Annotated in this window: 16 protein-coding genes; 8 read left to right on the top strand and 8 right to left on the bottom strand. The window is 68.6% G+C overall.

All coding sequences use genetic code 11. The annotated features are described in order from the left end of the window. Nucleotide 1 precedes the first annotated feature (1 nt). From ABIC63_RS07245 to ABIC63_RS07230, 4 genes are all read right to left on the bottom strand, one after another. Entirely contained in the window at nucleotides 2–982 is a 981-nt protein-coding gene (locus ABIC63_RS07245) for a tripartite tricarboxylate transporter substrate binding protein (protein WP_354319221.1), read from the bottom strand. A gap of 46 nt (nucleotides 983–1,028) precedes the next feature. Beyond that, nucleotides 1,029–1,988, bottom strand: a complete 960-nt coding sequence (locus tag ABIC63_RS07240; protein WP_354319220.1) for a tripartite tricarboxylate transporter substrate binding protein — start codon at nucleotides 1,986–1,988, stop codon at nucleotides 1,029–1,031. Between the two features lie 76 nt (nucleotides 1,989–2,064). Continuing rightward, complete coding sequence (locus ABIC63_RS07235) at nucleotides 2,065–2,913, bottom strand: polysaccharide deacetylase family protein (RefSeq protein ID WP_294372290.1); 849 nt, start codon at nucleotides 2,911–2,913, stop codon at nucleotides 2,065–2,067. 1 nt (nucleotide 2,914) lies between these two features. Further along, the gene (locus ABIC63_RS07230) at nucleotides 2,915–3,754 is read right to left on the bottom strand and encodes a fumarylacetoacetate hydrolase family protein (protein WP_354319219.1); all 840 of its coding nucleotides are present in this window, start codon (nucleotides 3,752–3,754) and stop codon (nucleotides 2,915–2,917) included. 76 nt (nucleotides 3,755–3,830) lie between these two features. Between ABIC63_RS07230 and ABIC63_RS07225 the strand changes: the two genes are divergently transcribed. Next, a complete protein-coding gene (locus ABIC63_RS07225) occupies nucleotides 3,831–4,568 on the top strand; it encodes an FCD domain-containing protein (protein ID WP_354319218.1) in 738 nt (245 codons plus the stop codon). 30 nt (nucleotides 4,569–4,598) lie between these two features. Here the strand turns inward: ABIC63_RS07225 and ABIC63_RS07220 are convergent, their stop codons facing one another. From ABIC63_RS07220 to ABIC63_RS07210, 3 genes are all read right to left on the bottom strand, one after another. Beyond that, a complete protein-coding gene (locus tag ABIC63_RS07220; protein ID WP_354319217.1) occupies nucleotides 4,599–5,462 on the bottom strand; it encodes an IclR family transcriptional regulator in 864 nt (287 codons plus the stop codon). Nucleotides 5,463–5,553: 91 nt separating this feature from the next. After that, nucleotides 5,554–6,771, bottom strand: a complete 1,218-nt coding sequence (locus tag ABIC63_RS07215; RefSeq protein ID WP_294372300.1) for an ABC transporter substrate-binding protein — start codon at nucleotides 6,769–6,771, stop codon at nucleotides 5,554–5,556. A 49-nt stretch (nucleotides 6,772–6,820) separates the two neighbouring features. Continuing rightward, complete coding sequence (locus tag ABIC63_RS07210; protein ID WP_017759469.1) at nucleotides 6,821–7,219, bottom strand: cupin domain-containing protein; 399 nt, start codon at nucleotides 7,217–7,219, stop codon at nucleotides 6,821–6,823. 186 nt (nucleotides 7,220–7,405) lie between these two features. Between ABIC63_RS07210 and ABIC63_RS07205 the strand changes: the two genes are divergently transcribed. The 7 genes from ABIC63_RS07205 (at nucleotide 7,406) to ABIC63_RS07175 (ending at nucleotide 14,638) form a co-directional block, all read left to right on the top strand. Then, on the top strand, nucleotides 7,406–8,185 hold the full coding sequence (locus ABIC63_RS07205) for an SDR family NAD(P)-dependent oxidoreductase (protein WP_354319216.1): 780 nt from the start codon (nucleotides 7,406–7,408) through the stop codon (nucleotides 8,183–8,185). A gap of 9 nt (nucleotides 8,186–8,194) precedes the next feature. Further along, complete coding sequence (locus tag ABIC63_RS07200; protein WP_354319215.1) at nucleotides 8,195–8,962, top strand: ABC transporter ATP-binding protein; 768 nt, start codon at nucleotides 8,195–8,197, stop codon at nucleotides 8,960–8,962. Next, entirely contained in the window at nucleotides 8,962–9,654 is a 693-nt protein-coding gene (locus ABIC63_RS07195; RefSeq protein WP_294372414.1) for an ABC transporter ATP-binding protein, read from the top strand. Before ABIC63_RS07200 ends, ABIC63_RS07195 begins: the two co-directional genes overlap by 1 nt. A gap of 22 nt (nucleotides 9,655–9,676) precedes the next feature. Further along, on the top strand, nucleotides 9,677–11,569 hold the full coding sequence (locus ABIC63_RS07190; protein ID WP_294372310.1) for an ABC transporter permease: 1,893 nt from the start codon (nucleotides 9,677–9,679) through the stop codon (nucleotides 11,567–11,569). A 3-nt stretch (nucleotides 11,570–11,572) separates the two neighbouring features. After that, on the top strand, nucleotides 11,573–11,866 hold the full coding sequence (locus ABIC63_RS07185; RefSeq protein ID WP_354319214.1) for a Dabb family protein: 294 nt from the start codon (nucleotides 11,573–11,575) through the stop codon (nucleotides 11,864–11,866). A 64-nt stretch (nucleotides 11,867–11,930) separates the two neighbouring features. Next, complete coding sequence (nikR, locus tag ABIC63_RS07180) at nucleotides 11,931–12,404, top strand: nickel-responsive transcriptional regulator NikR (RefSeq protein WP_354319213.1); 474 nt, start codon at nucleotides 11,931–11,933, stop codon at nucleotides 12,402–12,404. 179 nt (nucleotides 12,405–12,583) lie between these two features. Then, a complete protein-coding gene (locus ABIC63_RS07175) occupies nucleotides 12,584–14,638 on the top strand; it encodes a TonB-dependent receptor (RefSeq protein WP_354319212.1) in 2,055 nt (684 codons plus the stop codon). 50 nt (nucleotides 14,639–14,688) lie between these two features. Here the strand turns inward: ABIC63_RS07175 and ABIC63_RS07170 are convergent. After that, on the bottom strand, nucleotides 14,689–14,821 hold a 133-nt coding region (locus ABIC63_RS07170), incomplete at its 5' end, for a biopolymer transporter ExbD (RefSeq protein ID WP_354319427.1).

Genomic DNA, 14,821 nt, shown 5'->3' with positions numbered 1-14,821 from the left:
CTTACTGCAGCGGCACGTTGGCCTGTTTGACGATGCGGGCGAACTTGTCCATCTCCTGGCGGAAGAAGACGGCGAACTCCTGCGTGCTCAGTGTGGCGGGCGGACTGTCCCAGCCGACCATCTTGTCCCTGACCTGCGGCACCTGCATGGCGCGCTGCACTTCGGCGGCCAGCTTCTGTACCACGGCCTCGGGCGTCTTGCCGGGCGCGAACAGGCCGACCCAGCCGCCGTTGTAGTCCATGCCTGCGACGCCGCTCTCGGCCATGGCGGGCACGTCCGGAAAGGCCGCGATGCGCTTGGCACTGGTGACGGCCAGCGGCCGGACCTGCCCGGCCTTCACCGCCATCGTGGCCGCGGCGGTGCTGAGGAAGCAGGCCGTCACCTCCTTGCTCATCACCGCATTGAGCGCCGGTGCCGCGCCCTTGTAGGGCACATGCAGCATGCGGGTGCCGGCCGTCTCGTTGAGCAGCTCGCCGGCCAGGTGCAGGGTGTTGCCGTTCCCGGGCGAGCCGTAGGTGATCTGGGCATCGGGCTTGCGCGCCGCCTCCAGGAACTGGCCGAAGTTCCTGTACGGCGAGTCGGGCGCCACCACCAGCGTCAGCGCCGGTGCGATGGTGAACAGCGTGACCGGCGCGAAGTCGGCCAAGGTGTCGTAGGGCAGGCTCTTGTAGATGCTCGGGTTGATGGCCTGCGAACCGGTGGTCACCAGCAGCGTGTAGCCGTCGGGCGCGGAACGCGCCACCGCTTCGGCCGCCACGATGCCGTTGGCGCCCAGGCGGTTGTCGACGATGACACCCTGGCCCAGCTGCTGGCCGAGCTGGGTGCCGATGACGCGGGCCAGCAGGTCCGGGCTGCCGCCAGCCGAGAAAGGCACCAGCAGCTTGATCGCACGGTTGGGGTAGGCGCCCTGCGCGAAGGCGGACGTGAACGGGGCCGCAGCGAGCGCACCCAGCGTGGCCAGGCAGTGCCGGCGATGGATCATGGCGATGTCTCCTCTCTTGTGAAGCTCGGACGCGTGCGTCGAAGCGTCAGTTCGGCAGTGCGCCGGTTTCGCGCACCACGCGCGCCCACTTGTCCAGCTCGCGGTCCAGGTAGCCGCGCACGGCCTCCAGGTTGCCGCCCATGGGCTCGAAGCCGGTGGCGGCGAGGCGGGCCAGGAACTCCGGATCCTTCTGCAGGCGCGTCACCTCGTCGTTGATCCGTTGCAGCACGGCCGGCGGCGTCCTGGCGGGGCCGAAGACGCCGACCCAGGTCACGTCCTCGAAGCCCGGAAAGCCCGACTCCGCCACGGTCGGCACCTCCGGCAGGGCCGGCGAGCGTTGCGCGCCCGTCACCACCAGCCCATGTACGCGACCGGACTTGACCAGCTCCACCGCCGCCGGCAGCGCCACGCTGGCCAGCTGCGTCTGGCCGCTCATCGCGGCATTGAGCGCTGGCGCCGCGCCCTGGTAGGGCACATGCGTGACCGGCACCTTGGCCAACACCTTGAACAGGTACTCGGCGGTGAGGTGCGGTGTGGTGCCGGCACCGGCCGTGCCGTAGTTGTAGCTGCCGCCCTTGGCGTCGGCCACCACCTCCTGCAGCGTGCGGGCCTTGAGGTTGGGTGCCGTGACGATCAGGTTGGGGCTGGCCGCGACCAATGCCGCGAGCGTGAGGTCGCCCTTGGGGTCGAAGCCCAGCTGCCGCTGCATCGACGGGTTGACGGCGTAGGAGCTGGTGTTGATCAGCAGGGTGTAGCCGTCCGGCTCGGCGCGTGCGACCAGGGCCGAAGCCACGCTGCCGCCTGCACCCGGCTTGTTCTCGACCACCACGCTCTGGCCGAGAGGCTGCGCCAGCAGCCGGGCAATGATGTCTGCCGGGCCGGCCGGCGCGAATGCGACCACGAAGCGCACGGGTCGCGCGGGCCACTTGTCTTGCGCCATGCCCGCCAGCGGCAGCGCCGCAAGGGCGAGGGCCGGCAGCAGGCGCCGCCAGAGCTTGGATGCCATGTCTTTGTCTCCTGGGAAATGGCCCAGCCGCTTCTGCGACGGCTCGGACCGGTGGGCTGCCCGGCAGCCCGGTGGCTCAGACGGAAGCGAGCACGTGCCGCGCCATCTCCTCGCGGGTGCAGATCCACACGTCGCCGGCCTGCTTCACGCGGGCCATGATCTCGTCGTAGACCCAGGCGCCGGAGGGCCGGCCCATCACGTGCGTGTGGGCCGTCACGTCCAGCATCAGCGGCACCGGCTCGGCGCGCATGGCGGCGAAGGTGTCCTCGAAGGTCTCCAGCATGTGCCGCGGCCCCTGGCCGTAGCGGATGCAGGTGGGCAGGTCGTTCACGTCCATGGTGAGCGGAATGCCCACGATGCGCCTGCCGCCGAAGTCCATCACATAGGGCCGGTCGTCGTCGTTGACGTCGCCGTGGTGCAGGTAGCCCGCCTCGGCCAGCAGGCGCGAGCTGATGGGGCTGCCGGTGCCGCGCGGGCTGATCCAGCCGAGGGGCGCCACGCCGGCCGTGGCCGTGAGCAGCTCGTGATTGCGGGCGAGGTTGGCGCGCTCGCCAGCCTCGTCGAAATAGACGGGAATCACGTCCATGCCCCACGAGTGGTTGATGACCTCGTGGCCCAGCTCGGCCAGCTTGCGCACCGTGGCCGGGTCGCGCTCGCAGATGACGCCGTTGACCATCACGCTGGTGCGCACGCCGTGCTTCTGCGCGATGCCCAGCAGCCGGTGGATGCCGCGCACCAGGCCGAAGCTCGCCCAGGAATGCGCATTGGTGTCGAAGAAGCCCGGCTTGAGCACATTGCCCATCGGTCCGATGCCCGGCGCCTGGCCGTCCGACCAGGCCTCGTAGGCGATGTTGAAGATGACGGCGAGCCGGTGGCCGCCCGGCCAGCGGAAGTCGTCGGGCAGGCGGGTGATGACGGGTTCCATCTCAGACTTCCTCCTGCACCACGGGGTTGGCCAGCAGGCCCACGCCCTCGATCTCGATCTCGATGCGATCGCCCGGCTGCATCCACACCGGCGGCGTGCGCGCATAGCCCACGCCCGAGGGCGTGCCCATGGCGATGACGTCGCCTGGCTCCAGCGTGAGCACCTCGCTCAGCAGCACCAGCGCCCGGGCCACCGTCACGATCATGTGGCCGGTGTCGTCGCTCTGCATCACGCGGCCGTTCAGGCGCGACTCGACCTTCAGGCCCGCCGCGCCGGGCGGCAGGTCGGCTGCCGGCACCAGCCAGGGGCCGAAGCCGCCGGTGCCGTCGAAGTTCTTGCCGATGGTCCATTGGGCCGTGCGGCGCTGGTAGTCGCGCAGCGTGCCGTCGTTGAAGCAGGCATAGCCCGCCACGGCCGACAGGGCATCCGCTTCGGTGAGGTGCCGTGCGCGGCGGCCGATCACCACCGCAAGTTCGGCCTCGAAGTCCAGCTTGTCGGACACGCGCGGCCGCACCAGCGGCGCGCCATGGGCGATCAGCGAACTGGCACCGCGCATGAAGAAGCTGGGGTACTCGGGCGCCGCATTGCCACCCTCGGCGGCATGGGCGGCGTAGTTCAGGCCCAGGCAGATCACCTTGCCGGGACGGGCGACGGGCAGCTCCCAGCGCACAGCATCGGGCACGAGCGGCGTGGCCTGCTCCAGCTGCCGGGCGCTCGGGCCGTGGGCCGTCAGGTCGAGCCAGGCGCTGTCGTCCACCTCGGCCGGCACCTGGTCACCCAGGCCCCACAACTCGCCTCCGCGCTCCACGGCCCATTGGGTGGGGCGCCCTGGTGGCGTCACGCGCGCATATCTGGACATAATTTCGACAAACCCTTGTTGACTGGTGTTTGACGATATTAATTATCAAGAGGATGTTTTGTCGATAAAAACGGAACCAGGGATTGTCCCAGGGCTGGCCGCCGTCGCCGATGCCTCGTCGCCCACGCTGGCGCGCCAGACCTACGAGCGCCTGAGGGCCGACGTGTTGGCCGGCCACTGGCAACCCGGCCGCAAGCTGCTGATGCACGAGTTGCGCGAGCGCTATCAGGTCGGCGCGAGCCCCCTGCGCGAGGCCCTCAACCGACTGGCCAGCGAGGAATGGGTGGTGCACAACGACCAGCGCGGCTTTGCGGTGGCGCAGGCCACGCAGGCCCAGCTGGACGACCTGGTGAACACCCGCGTGGCGGTGGAGTCGCTGGCCATCGGCCAGGCCTTCGCCCGCCGCGGCCCGGAGTGGGAAGAGCCGCTGGTGCTCGCCTTCCATCGCCTGTCGCGCACGCCGCGCTCGATCTCGGCCGATGCCTATGCCGAGAACCCGGAGTGGGAACGGCAACACCGCGCCTTCCATCGCGCCCTGCTGGCGGGCTGCGGCTCTGCACTGCTGCTGGGCTTCTGCGAGCAGCTCTACGACCAGGCCTACCGCTTCCGCCAGCTCGCCGCCCGCGCGGCCTACAAGCGGCGCAACGAGCAGGACGAGCACCGCGCCATCTTCGACGCCGTCATGCAGGGCGAGCTGGAACAGGCACGGGCGCTGCTGGCGGAGCACTACCGGCGCACGGCCAGCATCTTCGAGCATGAGCGCGACAGTGCCGCTGCACCCGGCAAGAAGGGTTGATCGGCCCGGCCCGCGCCGCGGGCCGCGCGGTCAGCCCTCGATGCGCCGAGGCCGCGAGGCGCGCGCGGGCGGAGCATCGCGCTGCCCAGCGCGCAACTTGTCCGTGAGGGCCTGCGCAGCCTGCTGCACCGCACCGCGCAGGCGTTCGAGTGCCGTCGCGCTGGCCGCCCGGCCCTTGGCCGGCACGATGGCCACCAGACTGCCCAGCACCTTCTGCTCGGCGCTGAAGATCGGAGCACCCACGCCGATCAGGCCCTTGTCGATCTCGCCGTGCGAGACGACCACGCCCTCCTTGCGCACGCGGCGCATGTTGGCGCGGAACTCGTCCCAGTTGTCGCCCAGCCCGGCCGCACGGATCTCGGCCGGATGCCACAGCATCAGGTTGCGCTGCTGGTAAGGCGTGAGGTGGGCCAGGATGGCCTTGGCCGTCGCGCCCAGGAACATCGGCATCGGCTTGCCGCGCTCGTAGCTGGAGGTGTAGCTGGTGTCGGGCCACTCGGTGTCGGCGCACATCACCTTGTCGCCGTAATAGGCGCACAGCATGACGTTGACCTTCTGCTCTCTGGCCAGCGTGGCCATCACCTCCCGGGCGGCCAGCAGGATCGGATCACGCAGGCGCAGCAGGCGATCTAGCTCGATGATGCGCGAGCCGACCACATACGCGCCGCCGTGCACCGGGCTGATCAGGCCCGCGGTGGACAGCGACTTCAGGTAGCGATAGGCCGTGGCGCGCGAGCAGCCGATGTGCGCCACGATGCCCTCCTGGGTGATGGCGCTGTTGTCCTCGGTGAAGAGGTTCAGGATGCTGAGCATCTTGTCCAGGCTGCCATCGGGCGTGCCATTGCCGCGGGCGCCGCCAGCGTCGGTGGACTCGTCAGGATCGCTGTGGGACATCGGGGACGGGGCTCTCCAGGTGCGGCGGCAGTTTATCGCGCGGGCCCTTGCGGGCAGGCCCGCGCGCATGCCGGCCGCTGTGTGTTCCGGCTTACTTCCTGACCAGCGGGCAGGCCGGGTCCGGCGCCTTGAAGGCCTGCTGCGCGGGGATGGTGCGCACCACCGTGTAGTAGTCCCAGGGGCGCTTGGACTCGGACGGCTTCTTGATCTTGTAGAGATACAGGTCGCGCATCACGCGGCCGTCCTCGCGGATGGTGCCGTCCTTGGTCATCAGGTCGTTGATCTTCATCTCGTGCATCTTCTTCATGACCGCGCCGGCCTCGTCGGTGCCGGCCGCCTGCACGGCCTTGAGGTAGTGCAGCGTGGCCGCATAGTTGCTGGCCTGCACGCCCGAAGGCATGCGGCCCGCGACCTTGTAGAAGCGCTCGGACCATTGGCGGCTCTCGGGGCTCTGGTCCCAGTAGAAGGCTTCCACCAGGTTGATGTCCTGGCCGATGGCCAGGCCCATGCTGTGCACGTCGTTGATGCCCATGTAGAGCGCCGCGATGCGCTGCTTGCCGGTGCCGATGCCGAACTCGCGTGCCTGCTTCATGGTGTTGATGGTGTCGGCGCTGCCGTTGGCCAGGCCGATCACCTGCGCCTTGCTGGCCTGGGCCTGCACCAGATAGGACGAGAAGTCCGAGCTGCCGATGGGGTGCCGGATGGCCCCGAGCACCTGCCCGCCCTGCGCCTTGACGACGGCCGAGGCATCGCGCTCCAGGGCATGGCCGAAGGCGTAGTCGGAGGTGATGAAGAACCAGCTCTTGCCGCCCTCGGCCATCACGCCCGACGCCGCGCCGGAGGCATAGGCATAGGTGTCGTAGGTCCAGTGCACGCCGTTGGGCGAGCAGGCCTTGCCGGTGAGGTCGGAGGTGCCGGGGCTGGTGAAGATGGCCACGCGGTTCATCTGCCTGGTCAGCTCCTGCACGCCCAGCGCGATGGCCGAGTTGGGCACGTCCAGGATCATGTCCACGCCTTCCTGCTCGTACCACTTGCGGGCGATGGCCAGGCCGATGTCCACCTTGTTCTGGTGGTCGGCCGACACGATCTGGATCGGCTTGCCTAGCACCTTGCCGCCGAAGTCGTCGATGGCCATCTTCACGGCCTCGATGGACATCTTGCCGGACATGTCGGCAAACAGGCCCGACTGGTCATTCAGCAGGCCGATCTTGACGACGTCGTTGGACACCGTCTGCGCATGGGCGGCGCCGGCCACGGCCAGGCTCAGCAGGCCTGCGGCGGCGCAGGCGAGGGTGGGATGCTTCTTCATGGGTTGTCTCCTGTTGTCGGTATGGGATGCAAGGCGGCAGTCGTCCGCGCTATTCCAGCTTCTGGCCGGCGAACTGGTCGATGAACACGTTGGGCTTGAGGAAGAACGAGAGCACCAGCGCGCCGTGGGGCGACCGGGCCACGTGGCGATTGCCGCGCGGTCGCCAGACATAGCCGCCGGCCCGCGCCTCGCCCTCGGCATCCACGATGGAGCCTTCGAGGATGTAGCTCTGCTCGATCTCCACATGCTCGTGCATGGGCAGCTCCGTGCCCGGCTGCCAGCGGAAGAGGGCCGTGAGCAGCCCCGTCTCCTTGTCCTGCACGAGCACCTTGATGTCGATGCCGGGCACCTGCGTCGGCTTCCACGGCAGTGCCTCCACATCGAGGTAATGGGAGGCCAGCGGGCCGAGCAGATGGGCCCCGGCCTCGCCGGGTGTTTCTAGCGCCATGACGGATGTCTCCTTGGATGGATGGGCCGGGTTTCCCCGGAGGTCGAAAGCTTGGATGGCCGAAAAATTCTTTCGTATAGTAGAAATCGTGTCAAGTCTCATGAAACGAGACTTTTATTGATTCAGCACATGGCGCAACGCCATGCGTGCGGCACCTGGCTGCCGTGATCGAACAAGGAGACAAGCTTGAATTCAGCCTTTCTGGCCGAGACCTTCGGCCTTGCCGGCCGCACCGCGCTGGTGACCGGCGCGGCCTCGGGCCTGGGCTTCGCCATTGCGCGCAGCCTCGGGGGCGCGGGCGCCCGCGTCGTCGTCAACGACCTGGCCGCCGACGCCTGCGCTGCCGCCGTCGCGCAGCTGCAGGCGACGGGCATCGAGGCCCGCGGCGCCGTCTTCAGCGTGACCGACAGCGATGCCGTGCATGCCGAAGTCGCGCAGCTGCAGACGACGGGCTGGGCCCCCGACATCCTGGTCAACAACGCCGGCAACCAGAACCGCAAGCCGCTGGTCGAGATGTCCCTCGACGAGTGGAAGCAGATCCAGGCGGTGCATGTGGAAGGCGCCTTCAACTGCTGCCACGCCGTGCTGCCGGGCATGGTGGCGGCCGGCCGCGGCACGGTGGTCAACATGTCGTCGGTGGCGGGCCAGGCCACCATGCCGGGCATCGCGGCCTATGCCACGGCCAAGGGCGCGCTGGCCGCCCTCACGCGGGCCATCGCCGTCGAATACGGCCCCCGCGGCATCACCTGCAACGCGCTGGCCCCCGGCTTCGTCAAGACGCGCTTCACCTCGGCGCTGCAGGCGCGCGAGGGCTTCCAGGCCTTCATCGAGCAGTCCGTGCCGGCTGGCCGCTGGGCCGAGCCCGAGGACATCGCGCCGCTGGTCGTGGCCTTTGCCGGCCGCAGCGGCGCCTTCATCAACGGCCAGGTGGTGGCCATCGACGGCGGCATGCTCGCCCGCATGTGAGGAGCCCGCATGGCTGAACGCATCGCCCTGGCCTGCGAGGGGCTCACCAAGCGCTTCGGCGGCTTCAAGGCCGTCGACAACGTGTCGCTGACCGTGCGCGAGGGCACCATCCACGCGCTGATCGGTCCCAACGGGGCCGGCAAGACCACCTGCTTCAACCTGCTGACCAAGGTGCTGCAGCCCGATGCCGGCCGCATCGCCTATTTCGGTCGCGACGTCACCCGGCTGCAGCAGGAGGCGGTCGCGCGGCTGGGAATGGTCCGCTCCTTCCAGATCTCGGCCGTGTTCCTGGGCCTCACGGCCTTGCAGAACGTGCGCGTCGCGCTGCTGCAGCGCACCGGGCTGGGCCCGCAGTTCTGGCGGCCGGCCCGCGCCATGGGCCATCTGGACGGCGAGGCCGCGCGGCTGCTGGGCGAGGTCGGGCTGGAGGCCGATGCCAACACCCGCGCCGCGCAACTGCCCTATGGCCGCAAGCGCGCGCTCGAGATCGCGATGACGCTGGCGCTGGACCCGCGCATGCTGCTGCTCGACGAACCCATGGCCGGCCTGGGCCAGGAGGACGTCGCGCGCATCACCGCCCTGATCCGGCGCGTGTCGGCCCATCGCACTGTGCTCATGGTGGAGCACAACCTGTCGGTGGTCTCGGAGCTGTGCCACACGATCACCGTGCTGGCGCGCGGCAGCATCCTGGCCGAAGGCGACTACCAGCGCGTCTCGACCGACGAGCGCGTCATCACCGCCTACATGGGCGTCGAACCCGCGCAGGAGGCCGCATGATGCTCCAGGTCAGCAACCTGCACGCCTGGTATGGCGAGTCGCACATCCTGCAGGGCGTGAACCTCGAAGTGCGCCAGGGCGAACTGGTGACCATCCTCGGGCGCAACGGCGCCGGCAAGACGACCACGCTGCGCGCCCTGATGGGCATGATCGAGCGGCGCACCGGCTCCATCGTGTTCGACGGCACCGAGACCATCGCGATGGCCGACCACCGCATCCCGCGCCTGGGTCTGGCCTACTGCCCGGAAGAACGGGCCGTGTTCCGCAGCCTGACGGTGACCGAGAACCTGATGCTGCCGCCGGTGCTCGCGCCTGGCGGCCTGGGCGTCGACGAGATCCATGCGCTCTTTCCCAACCTGAAGGAGCGCGCCGGCAGCACCGGCGGCAATCTGTCGGGCGGCGAGCAGCAGATGCTGGCCATCGGCCGCATCCTGCGCACCGGCGCGCGCATGCTGCTGCTGGACGAGCCCACCGAGGGCCTGGCGCCCGTGATCGTCAAGCAGATCGCCACCGCCATCCGTGCCCTCAAGCAGCGCGGTTTCACCATCGTGCTGGTGGAGCAGAACTTCCACTTCGCCTCTTCGGTGGCGGACCGCCTCTACATCATGGACCACGGCATCGTGGTCGATCACCTGAACGCCGCCGAAGCCGCGGCGCAGCCGGAGCGCATCCGGCGCCAGCTCGGCGTCTGACGCAGCAGCAGGAAATCACACCATGTTCGACATCTTCGGGATTCCGTCCTCCGCGCTGCTGAGCCAGCTGCTGCTGGGGCTGATCAACGGCGCCTTCTACGCCACGCTGTCCATCGGCCTGGCCGTCATCTTCGGGCTGCTCAACATCATCAACTTCGCACACGGTGCGCAGTACACGGCCGGCGCCTTCATCGCCTGGATGCTGCTGAATTACCTGGGCATCGGCTACTGGGGGGCGCTGGTGCTGGCGCCGCTCATCATGGCCGTGCTCGCCGTGGTGCTGGAGAAGACCATCATCGCGCGCACCTACAAGATGGATCACCTCTACGGCCTGCTGCTGACCTTCGGGCTGGCGCTGTGCATCGAGGGCGCGTTCCGGCAGGCCTATGGCGTGTCGGGGCTGCCCTATGCCATCCCGGAGCAGCTGCTGGGCGGCATCGACCTGGGCTTCATGTTCCTGCCACTGTACCGCACCTGGGCCATCGTCGTCTCGCTGGTGGTGTGCGTGGGCGTCTGGCTGCTGATGGAGCGCACGCGGCTGGGCGCGGTGCTGCGCGCCGCCACCGAGAACCCCGCGACGGTCAAGTCCTTCGGCATCAATGTTCCTCGCTACATCACGCTGACCTATGCCCTGGGCGTCGCGCTGGCGGCCATCGCCGGCGTGGTGGCCGCGCCCATCTACCAGGTCAGCCCGCTCATGGGCTCCAACCTGGTGGTCGTGGTGTTCGCGGTGGTGGTCATCGGCGGCATGGGTTCGATCGGCGGCGCCATCGTGAGCGGCCTCGGCCTGGGCGTGATCGAGGGGCTCACCAAGGTCGTCTATCCCGAGGCGTCGAACTTCGTGATCTTCGTGATCATGGCCATCGTGCTGCTGGTCAAGCCTTCGGGCCTGTTCGGCCGGCCGCTGCAGGTGCAGAACACCGTGGCGGCCGAGGCCACCCGCGTCAGCTTGCGCCTGGCGCGCCGGTACCAGGTGCTGGGCTGGTGGCTGCTGCTGGCCCTGGCGCTGGTGGCGCCGCTGGTGCTCTACCCCACCTTCCTGATGAAGGTGCTGTGCTTCGCGCTCTTCGCGGCGGCCTTCAACCTGCTGCTGGGCTACGTCGGCCTGCTGTCCTTCGGCCATGCGGCCTTCTTCGGCGCGGCGGCCTATTCGACGGGCATGGCCATGAAGGCCTGGGCGCTCACGCCCGAACTCGGCCTGCTGGCCGGCACGGCCACCGGCGTGCTGTTGGGGCTGGTGTTCGGCGCGCTGGCCATCCGCCGGCAGGGCATCTACTTCTCCATGATCACCCTGGCGCTGTCGCAGGTCGTGTACTTCGTGGCGGTGCAGGCCGGCTTCACAGGGGGCGAGGACGGCCTGCAGAACGTGCCCCGCGGCAGGCTGTTCGGCCTGTTCGACCTGGGCAACTCGATGGTCATGTACTACGTGGTGCTCGCCGTCTTCCTGGCGGCCTACCTGTTCGTGGTGCGCATCCTGCAGTCGCCCTTCGGCGAGGTGATCCGCGCGGTGCGCGACAACGAGCAGCGCGCCCGCTCGCTGGGCTATGGCACGTCGCGCTACAAGCTCCAGGCCTTCGCCCTGTCGGCGGGGCTTGCGGGGCTGGCGGGCTCGATGAAGGTGCTGGTGTTCGGTGTGGCCTCGCTCACCGACGTGCACTGGCACGCCTCGGGCGAGGTGGTGCTGATGAGCCTGCTGGGCGGCATCGGCACCCTGCTGGGCCCCATCGTCGGCGCGCTGACCTTCGTCACGCTGCAGAACTACCTGGCGCCGCTGGGTTCCTGGGTGCTGATCGTGCAGGGCGTCATCTTCATCGCCTGCGTGCTGCTGTTCCGCGAAGGGCTGGTGGGCCTGGCCGTGCAGGCGTGGAACCGCCTGGGCCGGCGCAATCCGGCCGGCGCGGGCAAGGGGGGCTGAGCCATGTTCATCCATGCCGTCCTGATGGCCTTCAAGCCGGGCACCGATGACGCCTTCCACCAGCGCGTGCAGGACTACGCGGCGCAGATCCGCGCGCGCTCACCCGGCCTGGTGAGCTACCTCTACGCGCCCAACGAGGCCAGCCGCGCGCAAGGCTTCAGCCATGCGGTGGTCGCCTGCTTCGACGACGAGGCGGCCCACGAGCGCTACCAGGTCAGCGCCGTGCACCAGGAGATGAAGGCCTTCATGGCCGGTCAGACGGAGCAGCTGGTGGTGTTCGACTCCAGCGCGTGGTGAAACCGAAAAAAAAGCTCGGCGACCGGCTCGCAGCCACACTCTGCCGGGCGCGGACAATCCTCTGATGGAACGCTTCACCATCTCGCTCGATGACGATCTGGCCCGGCAGTTCGACGCACTGATCGAGGCCAGCGGCTACGCCAGCCGCTCGGAGGCCATCCGCGACCTGATTCGCTCACGGCTCGGCAGCGCGACGCTCGCCCAGCCGGTCTCGAAGGCCCAGCCTTCCTGGTGCATCGCCACCGTCAGCTATGTCTACGACCACCATGAACATGCCGTCTCGGGCCGGGTGATGAACCTGCAGCACGACCACCACGATCTTGTCATCAGCAGCATGCACACGCACCTGGACCATGATCACTGCCTGGAAACAGTGGTTCTGCGCGGGCCGGTGGCAGCCGTGCAGGCCTGTGCCGAGCAATTGGTGGCTCTGCGCGGCGTTCGGCATGGCAATGTGCATCTGGTGCCGCTGGGCCCGACCGACGAACACAGCCATGGCGCGAGCAAGCCCCACCGTCATTTCCGACCGGTGAATTGAGCGCCTGAACCACGGCGTTCCGCGCTGTGGCATCCGTCGGCCGACTTCGTGGCGAAGCTGCAGCTGCGGCATCTGCGCCGTTCGGCGTACAGCTTTGCGTGGCATTCGTATGAATAATTTGGAATTGTTCATACATAACGAGGAAGCTTGTGCCGCTCATTCGACGCCGTCCCCCCGCCTTGTTGGCCGCCGCCCTCATCGCCAACGCCCCCGCCTGGAGCCAGGACGGCCACTTGCCCGAGGTGTCGGTGCGCGGTCCGCGCGACGCGTCCATCGGCACAGCCGACTCTGCCAGCGAAGGTGCGGCCGAAAAGGCATCCTTCCAGGCGCGCCCCAAGCTGCGGCCGGGCGACATCGTCGAAGCCGTGCCGGGTGTCGTGGCCACGCAGCACTCCGGCGACGGCAAGGCCAACCAGTATTTTTTGCGCGGCTTCAATCTCGACCACGGCACCGACTTCGCGGTCACGGTCGACGGCATGCCGGTGAACATGCCCACGCACGGCCACGGCCAGGGCTTCGCGGACCTCAACTTCCTGATCCCCGATCTCGTGTCCGGCGTTCGCTACCGCAAGGGGCCCTACTTTGTGGACAGCGGCGATTTCTCGCTGGCCGGCAGTGCCTCGCTCGACTACGTCAGCGCGCTCGAAGCCCCTTTTGCGGAAGTCACGCTGGGCAAGAACAACTTCCGTCGGCTGCTCGCTGCCGACTCCCGTACCGTGCAGGACCAGACCTGGCTGGGTGCGGTGGAACTGGAAGGCAACGATGGCCCCTGGGACACCCCGGAGCGGCTGCGCAAGGCCAATGCCGTGGTGCGCTATTCGCAGGGCACGCCCACGCGTGGGCTGAGCATCACCGGGATGGCTTACCAGAGCCGTTGGAACTCGACCGACCAGATTCCGGAGCGGCTGGTGGACAGCGGCGAGCTGTCCCGCTTCGGCTCGCTCAACACCACCGACGGCGGCAACACGCGGCGCCTCAGCCTGTCGGGCAAGTGGTTCGACAACGGACCGCAGGGCAACACGCAGATCAGCGCCTATGCCATCGACTACCGCTTCGACCTGTTCTCGGACTTCACCTACTTCTTGAACCGGACGGACACGGGCGACCAGTTCGAGCAGACCGACCGGCGGCGCGTCTTCGGCGCGCAGGCCTCGCACAGCATGCCCAGTCGACTTGGAAGTCTGGACGGCATCCTGAGCTTCGGCGCGCAGTGGCGCGGCGACCGCATCGGCGAAGTCGGCCTGTACGACACCATCGCGCGGCAGCGCACGGCGACCGTGCGCAACGACAAGGTGTCGCAGGACCTCGTGTCGCTCTACGGGCAGCAGCTCGTCAACTTCACTGACAGGCTGCGGGGCTACGTCGGCTTGCGCGGCGACCTGCTGCGCTATTCCGTCGATGGCCGCGAGCCCGTCTACGGCCCGGTGAACAGCGGCCGAGGCCGTGACTCGCTGGCGAGCCCGAAGGCCGGGCTGGCGTTCACCGTCACGCCGGCCAACGAGCTCTACCTCAATGCAGGTGTCGGCTTCCACAGCAACGACGTGCGCGGCGCCACCATCCAGCTCGATCCGCAGAGCGGACTGCCGGCGGATCGTGTGCCTGCGCTGGTCAAGGGCCGCGGCGCCGAGATCGGCTGGCGCTTTCAACCGGATGAAGACTTCACGGCCACGGTCGCGCTCTGGCAGCTCCGGCTGGACTCGGAACTGGTCTATGTGGGCGACGCCGGCACCACGGAACCGGGCCGGGCCAGCAGCCGGCGCGGCATCGAGGCCACGCTGCGCTGGAAGCTCGACCGGCGCTGGCGGCTGGAGGCCGACGCCGCGCTCTCCCGCGCGCGCTTCCGCGGCATTGCGCCTGAAGGCGAAGGCAACTACATCGACAACGCGGTGGAGCGGGTGGTGGCGGCAGGCGTGACGTACACCGAGGGCCTCTTGACCGCATCGCTGCGCCTGCGCTACCTCGGGCCCCGCGCGCTGGACACGCTGGACAGCGTTCGCTCGAAGTCCACGACGCTGCTCAACTTCGGCGCGCGCTACGCAGTCAACCGCCACCTGACGCTCGGCCTGGACGTGTTCAACCTCACTGGCCGAAAAGGCAACGATATCGAGTACTTCTACGCCTCGTGCACCGCCGGCGAGGTGGCGAGGGGCGACTGCGGCAGCGGCATCGAAGACCGGCACATCCATCCGATGGAGCCGCGCAGCGCCCGGGTCAGCGCGCGCTGGACGTTCTGAGTGCCGTCGCTTCGACCTGCGACGCAGGCACGCTTGAAGCGCAGCGGTGTTTACTGCGGCGTCGGATCGGTGATGAAACCGATCTTGCGCACGCCGGCCTTCTGGGCGGCGGCCATGGCCGTGGCGACGCGTTCGTAGCGCACGTCCTTGTCGCCGCGGATGTGCAGTTCAGGCTGCGGATCG

The organism is Pseudacidovorax sp. 1753 (genome assembly GCF_040544975.1).
Classification (GTDB): Bacteria; Pseudomonadota; Gammaproteobacteria; order Burkholderiales; family Burkholderiaceae_C; genus Xenophilus.
This window is presented reverse-complemented; position numbering and strand designations above follow the sequence as displayed.

What these genes read in the sequence shown, in the direction of transcription:
- ABIC63_RS07245 (WP_354319221.1), bottom strand. Translation starts at nt 982, where the DNA reads ATGATCCATCGCCGGCACTGCCTGGCCACGCTGGGTGCGCTCGCTGCG.
- ABIC63_RS07240 (WP_354319220.1), bottom strand. Translation starts at nt 1,988, where the DNA reads ATGGCATCCAAGCTCTGGCGGCGCCTGCTGCCGGCCCTCGCCCTTGCG.
- ABIC63_RS07235 (WP_294372290.1), bottom strand. Translation starts at nt 2,913, where the DNA reads ATGGAACCCGTCATCACCCGCCTGCCCGACGACTTCCGCTGGCCGGGC.
- ABIC63_RS07220 (WP_354319217.1), bottom strand. Translation starts at nt 5,462, where the DNA reads ATGTCCCACAGCGATCCTGACGAGTCCACCGACGCTGGCGGCGCCCGC.
- ABIC63_RS07215 (WP_294372300.1), bottom strand. Translation starts at nt 6,771, where the DNA reads ATGAAGAAGCATCCCACCCTCGCCTGCGCCGCCGCAGGCCTGCTGAGC.
- ABIC63_RS07210 (WP_017759469.1), bottom strand. Translation starts at nt 7,219, where the DNA reads ATGGCGCTAGAAACACCCGGCGAGGCCGGGGCCCATCTGCTCGGCCCG.
- ABIC63_RS07200 (WP_354319215.1), top strand. Translation starts at nt 8,195, where the DNA reads ATGGCTGAACGCATCGCCCTGGCCTGCGAGGGGCTCACCAAGCGCTTC.
- ABIC63_RS07195 (WP_294372414.1), top strand. Translation starts at nt 8,962, where the DNA reads ATGCTCCAGGTCAGCAACCTGCACGCCTGGTATGGCGAGTCGCACATC.
- ABIC63_RS07190 (WP_294372310.1), top strand. Translation starts at nt 9,677, where the DNA reads ATGTTCGACATCTTCGGGATTCCGTCCTCCGCGCTGCTGAGCCAGCTG.
- ABIC63_RS07185 (WP_354319214.1), top strand. Translation starts at nt 11,573, where the DNA reads ATGTTCATCCATGCCGTCCTGATGGCCTTCAAGCCGGGCACCGATGAC.
- nikR (WP_354319213.1), top strand. Translation starts at nt 11,931, where the DNA reads ATGGAACGCTTCACCATCTCGCTCGATGACGATCTGGCCCGGCAGTTC.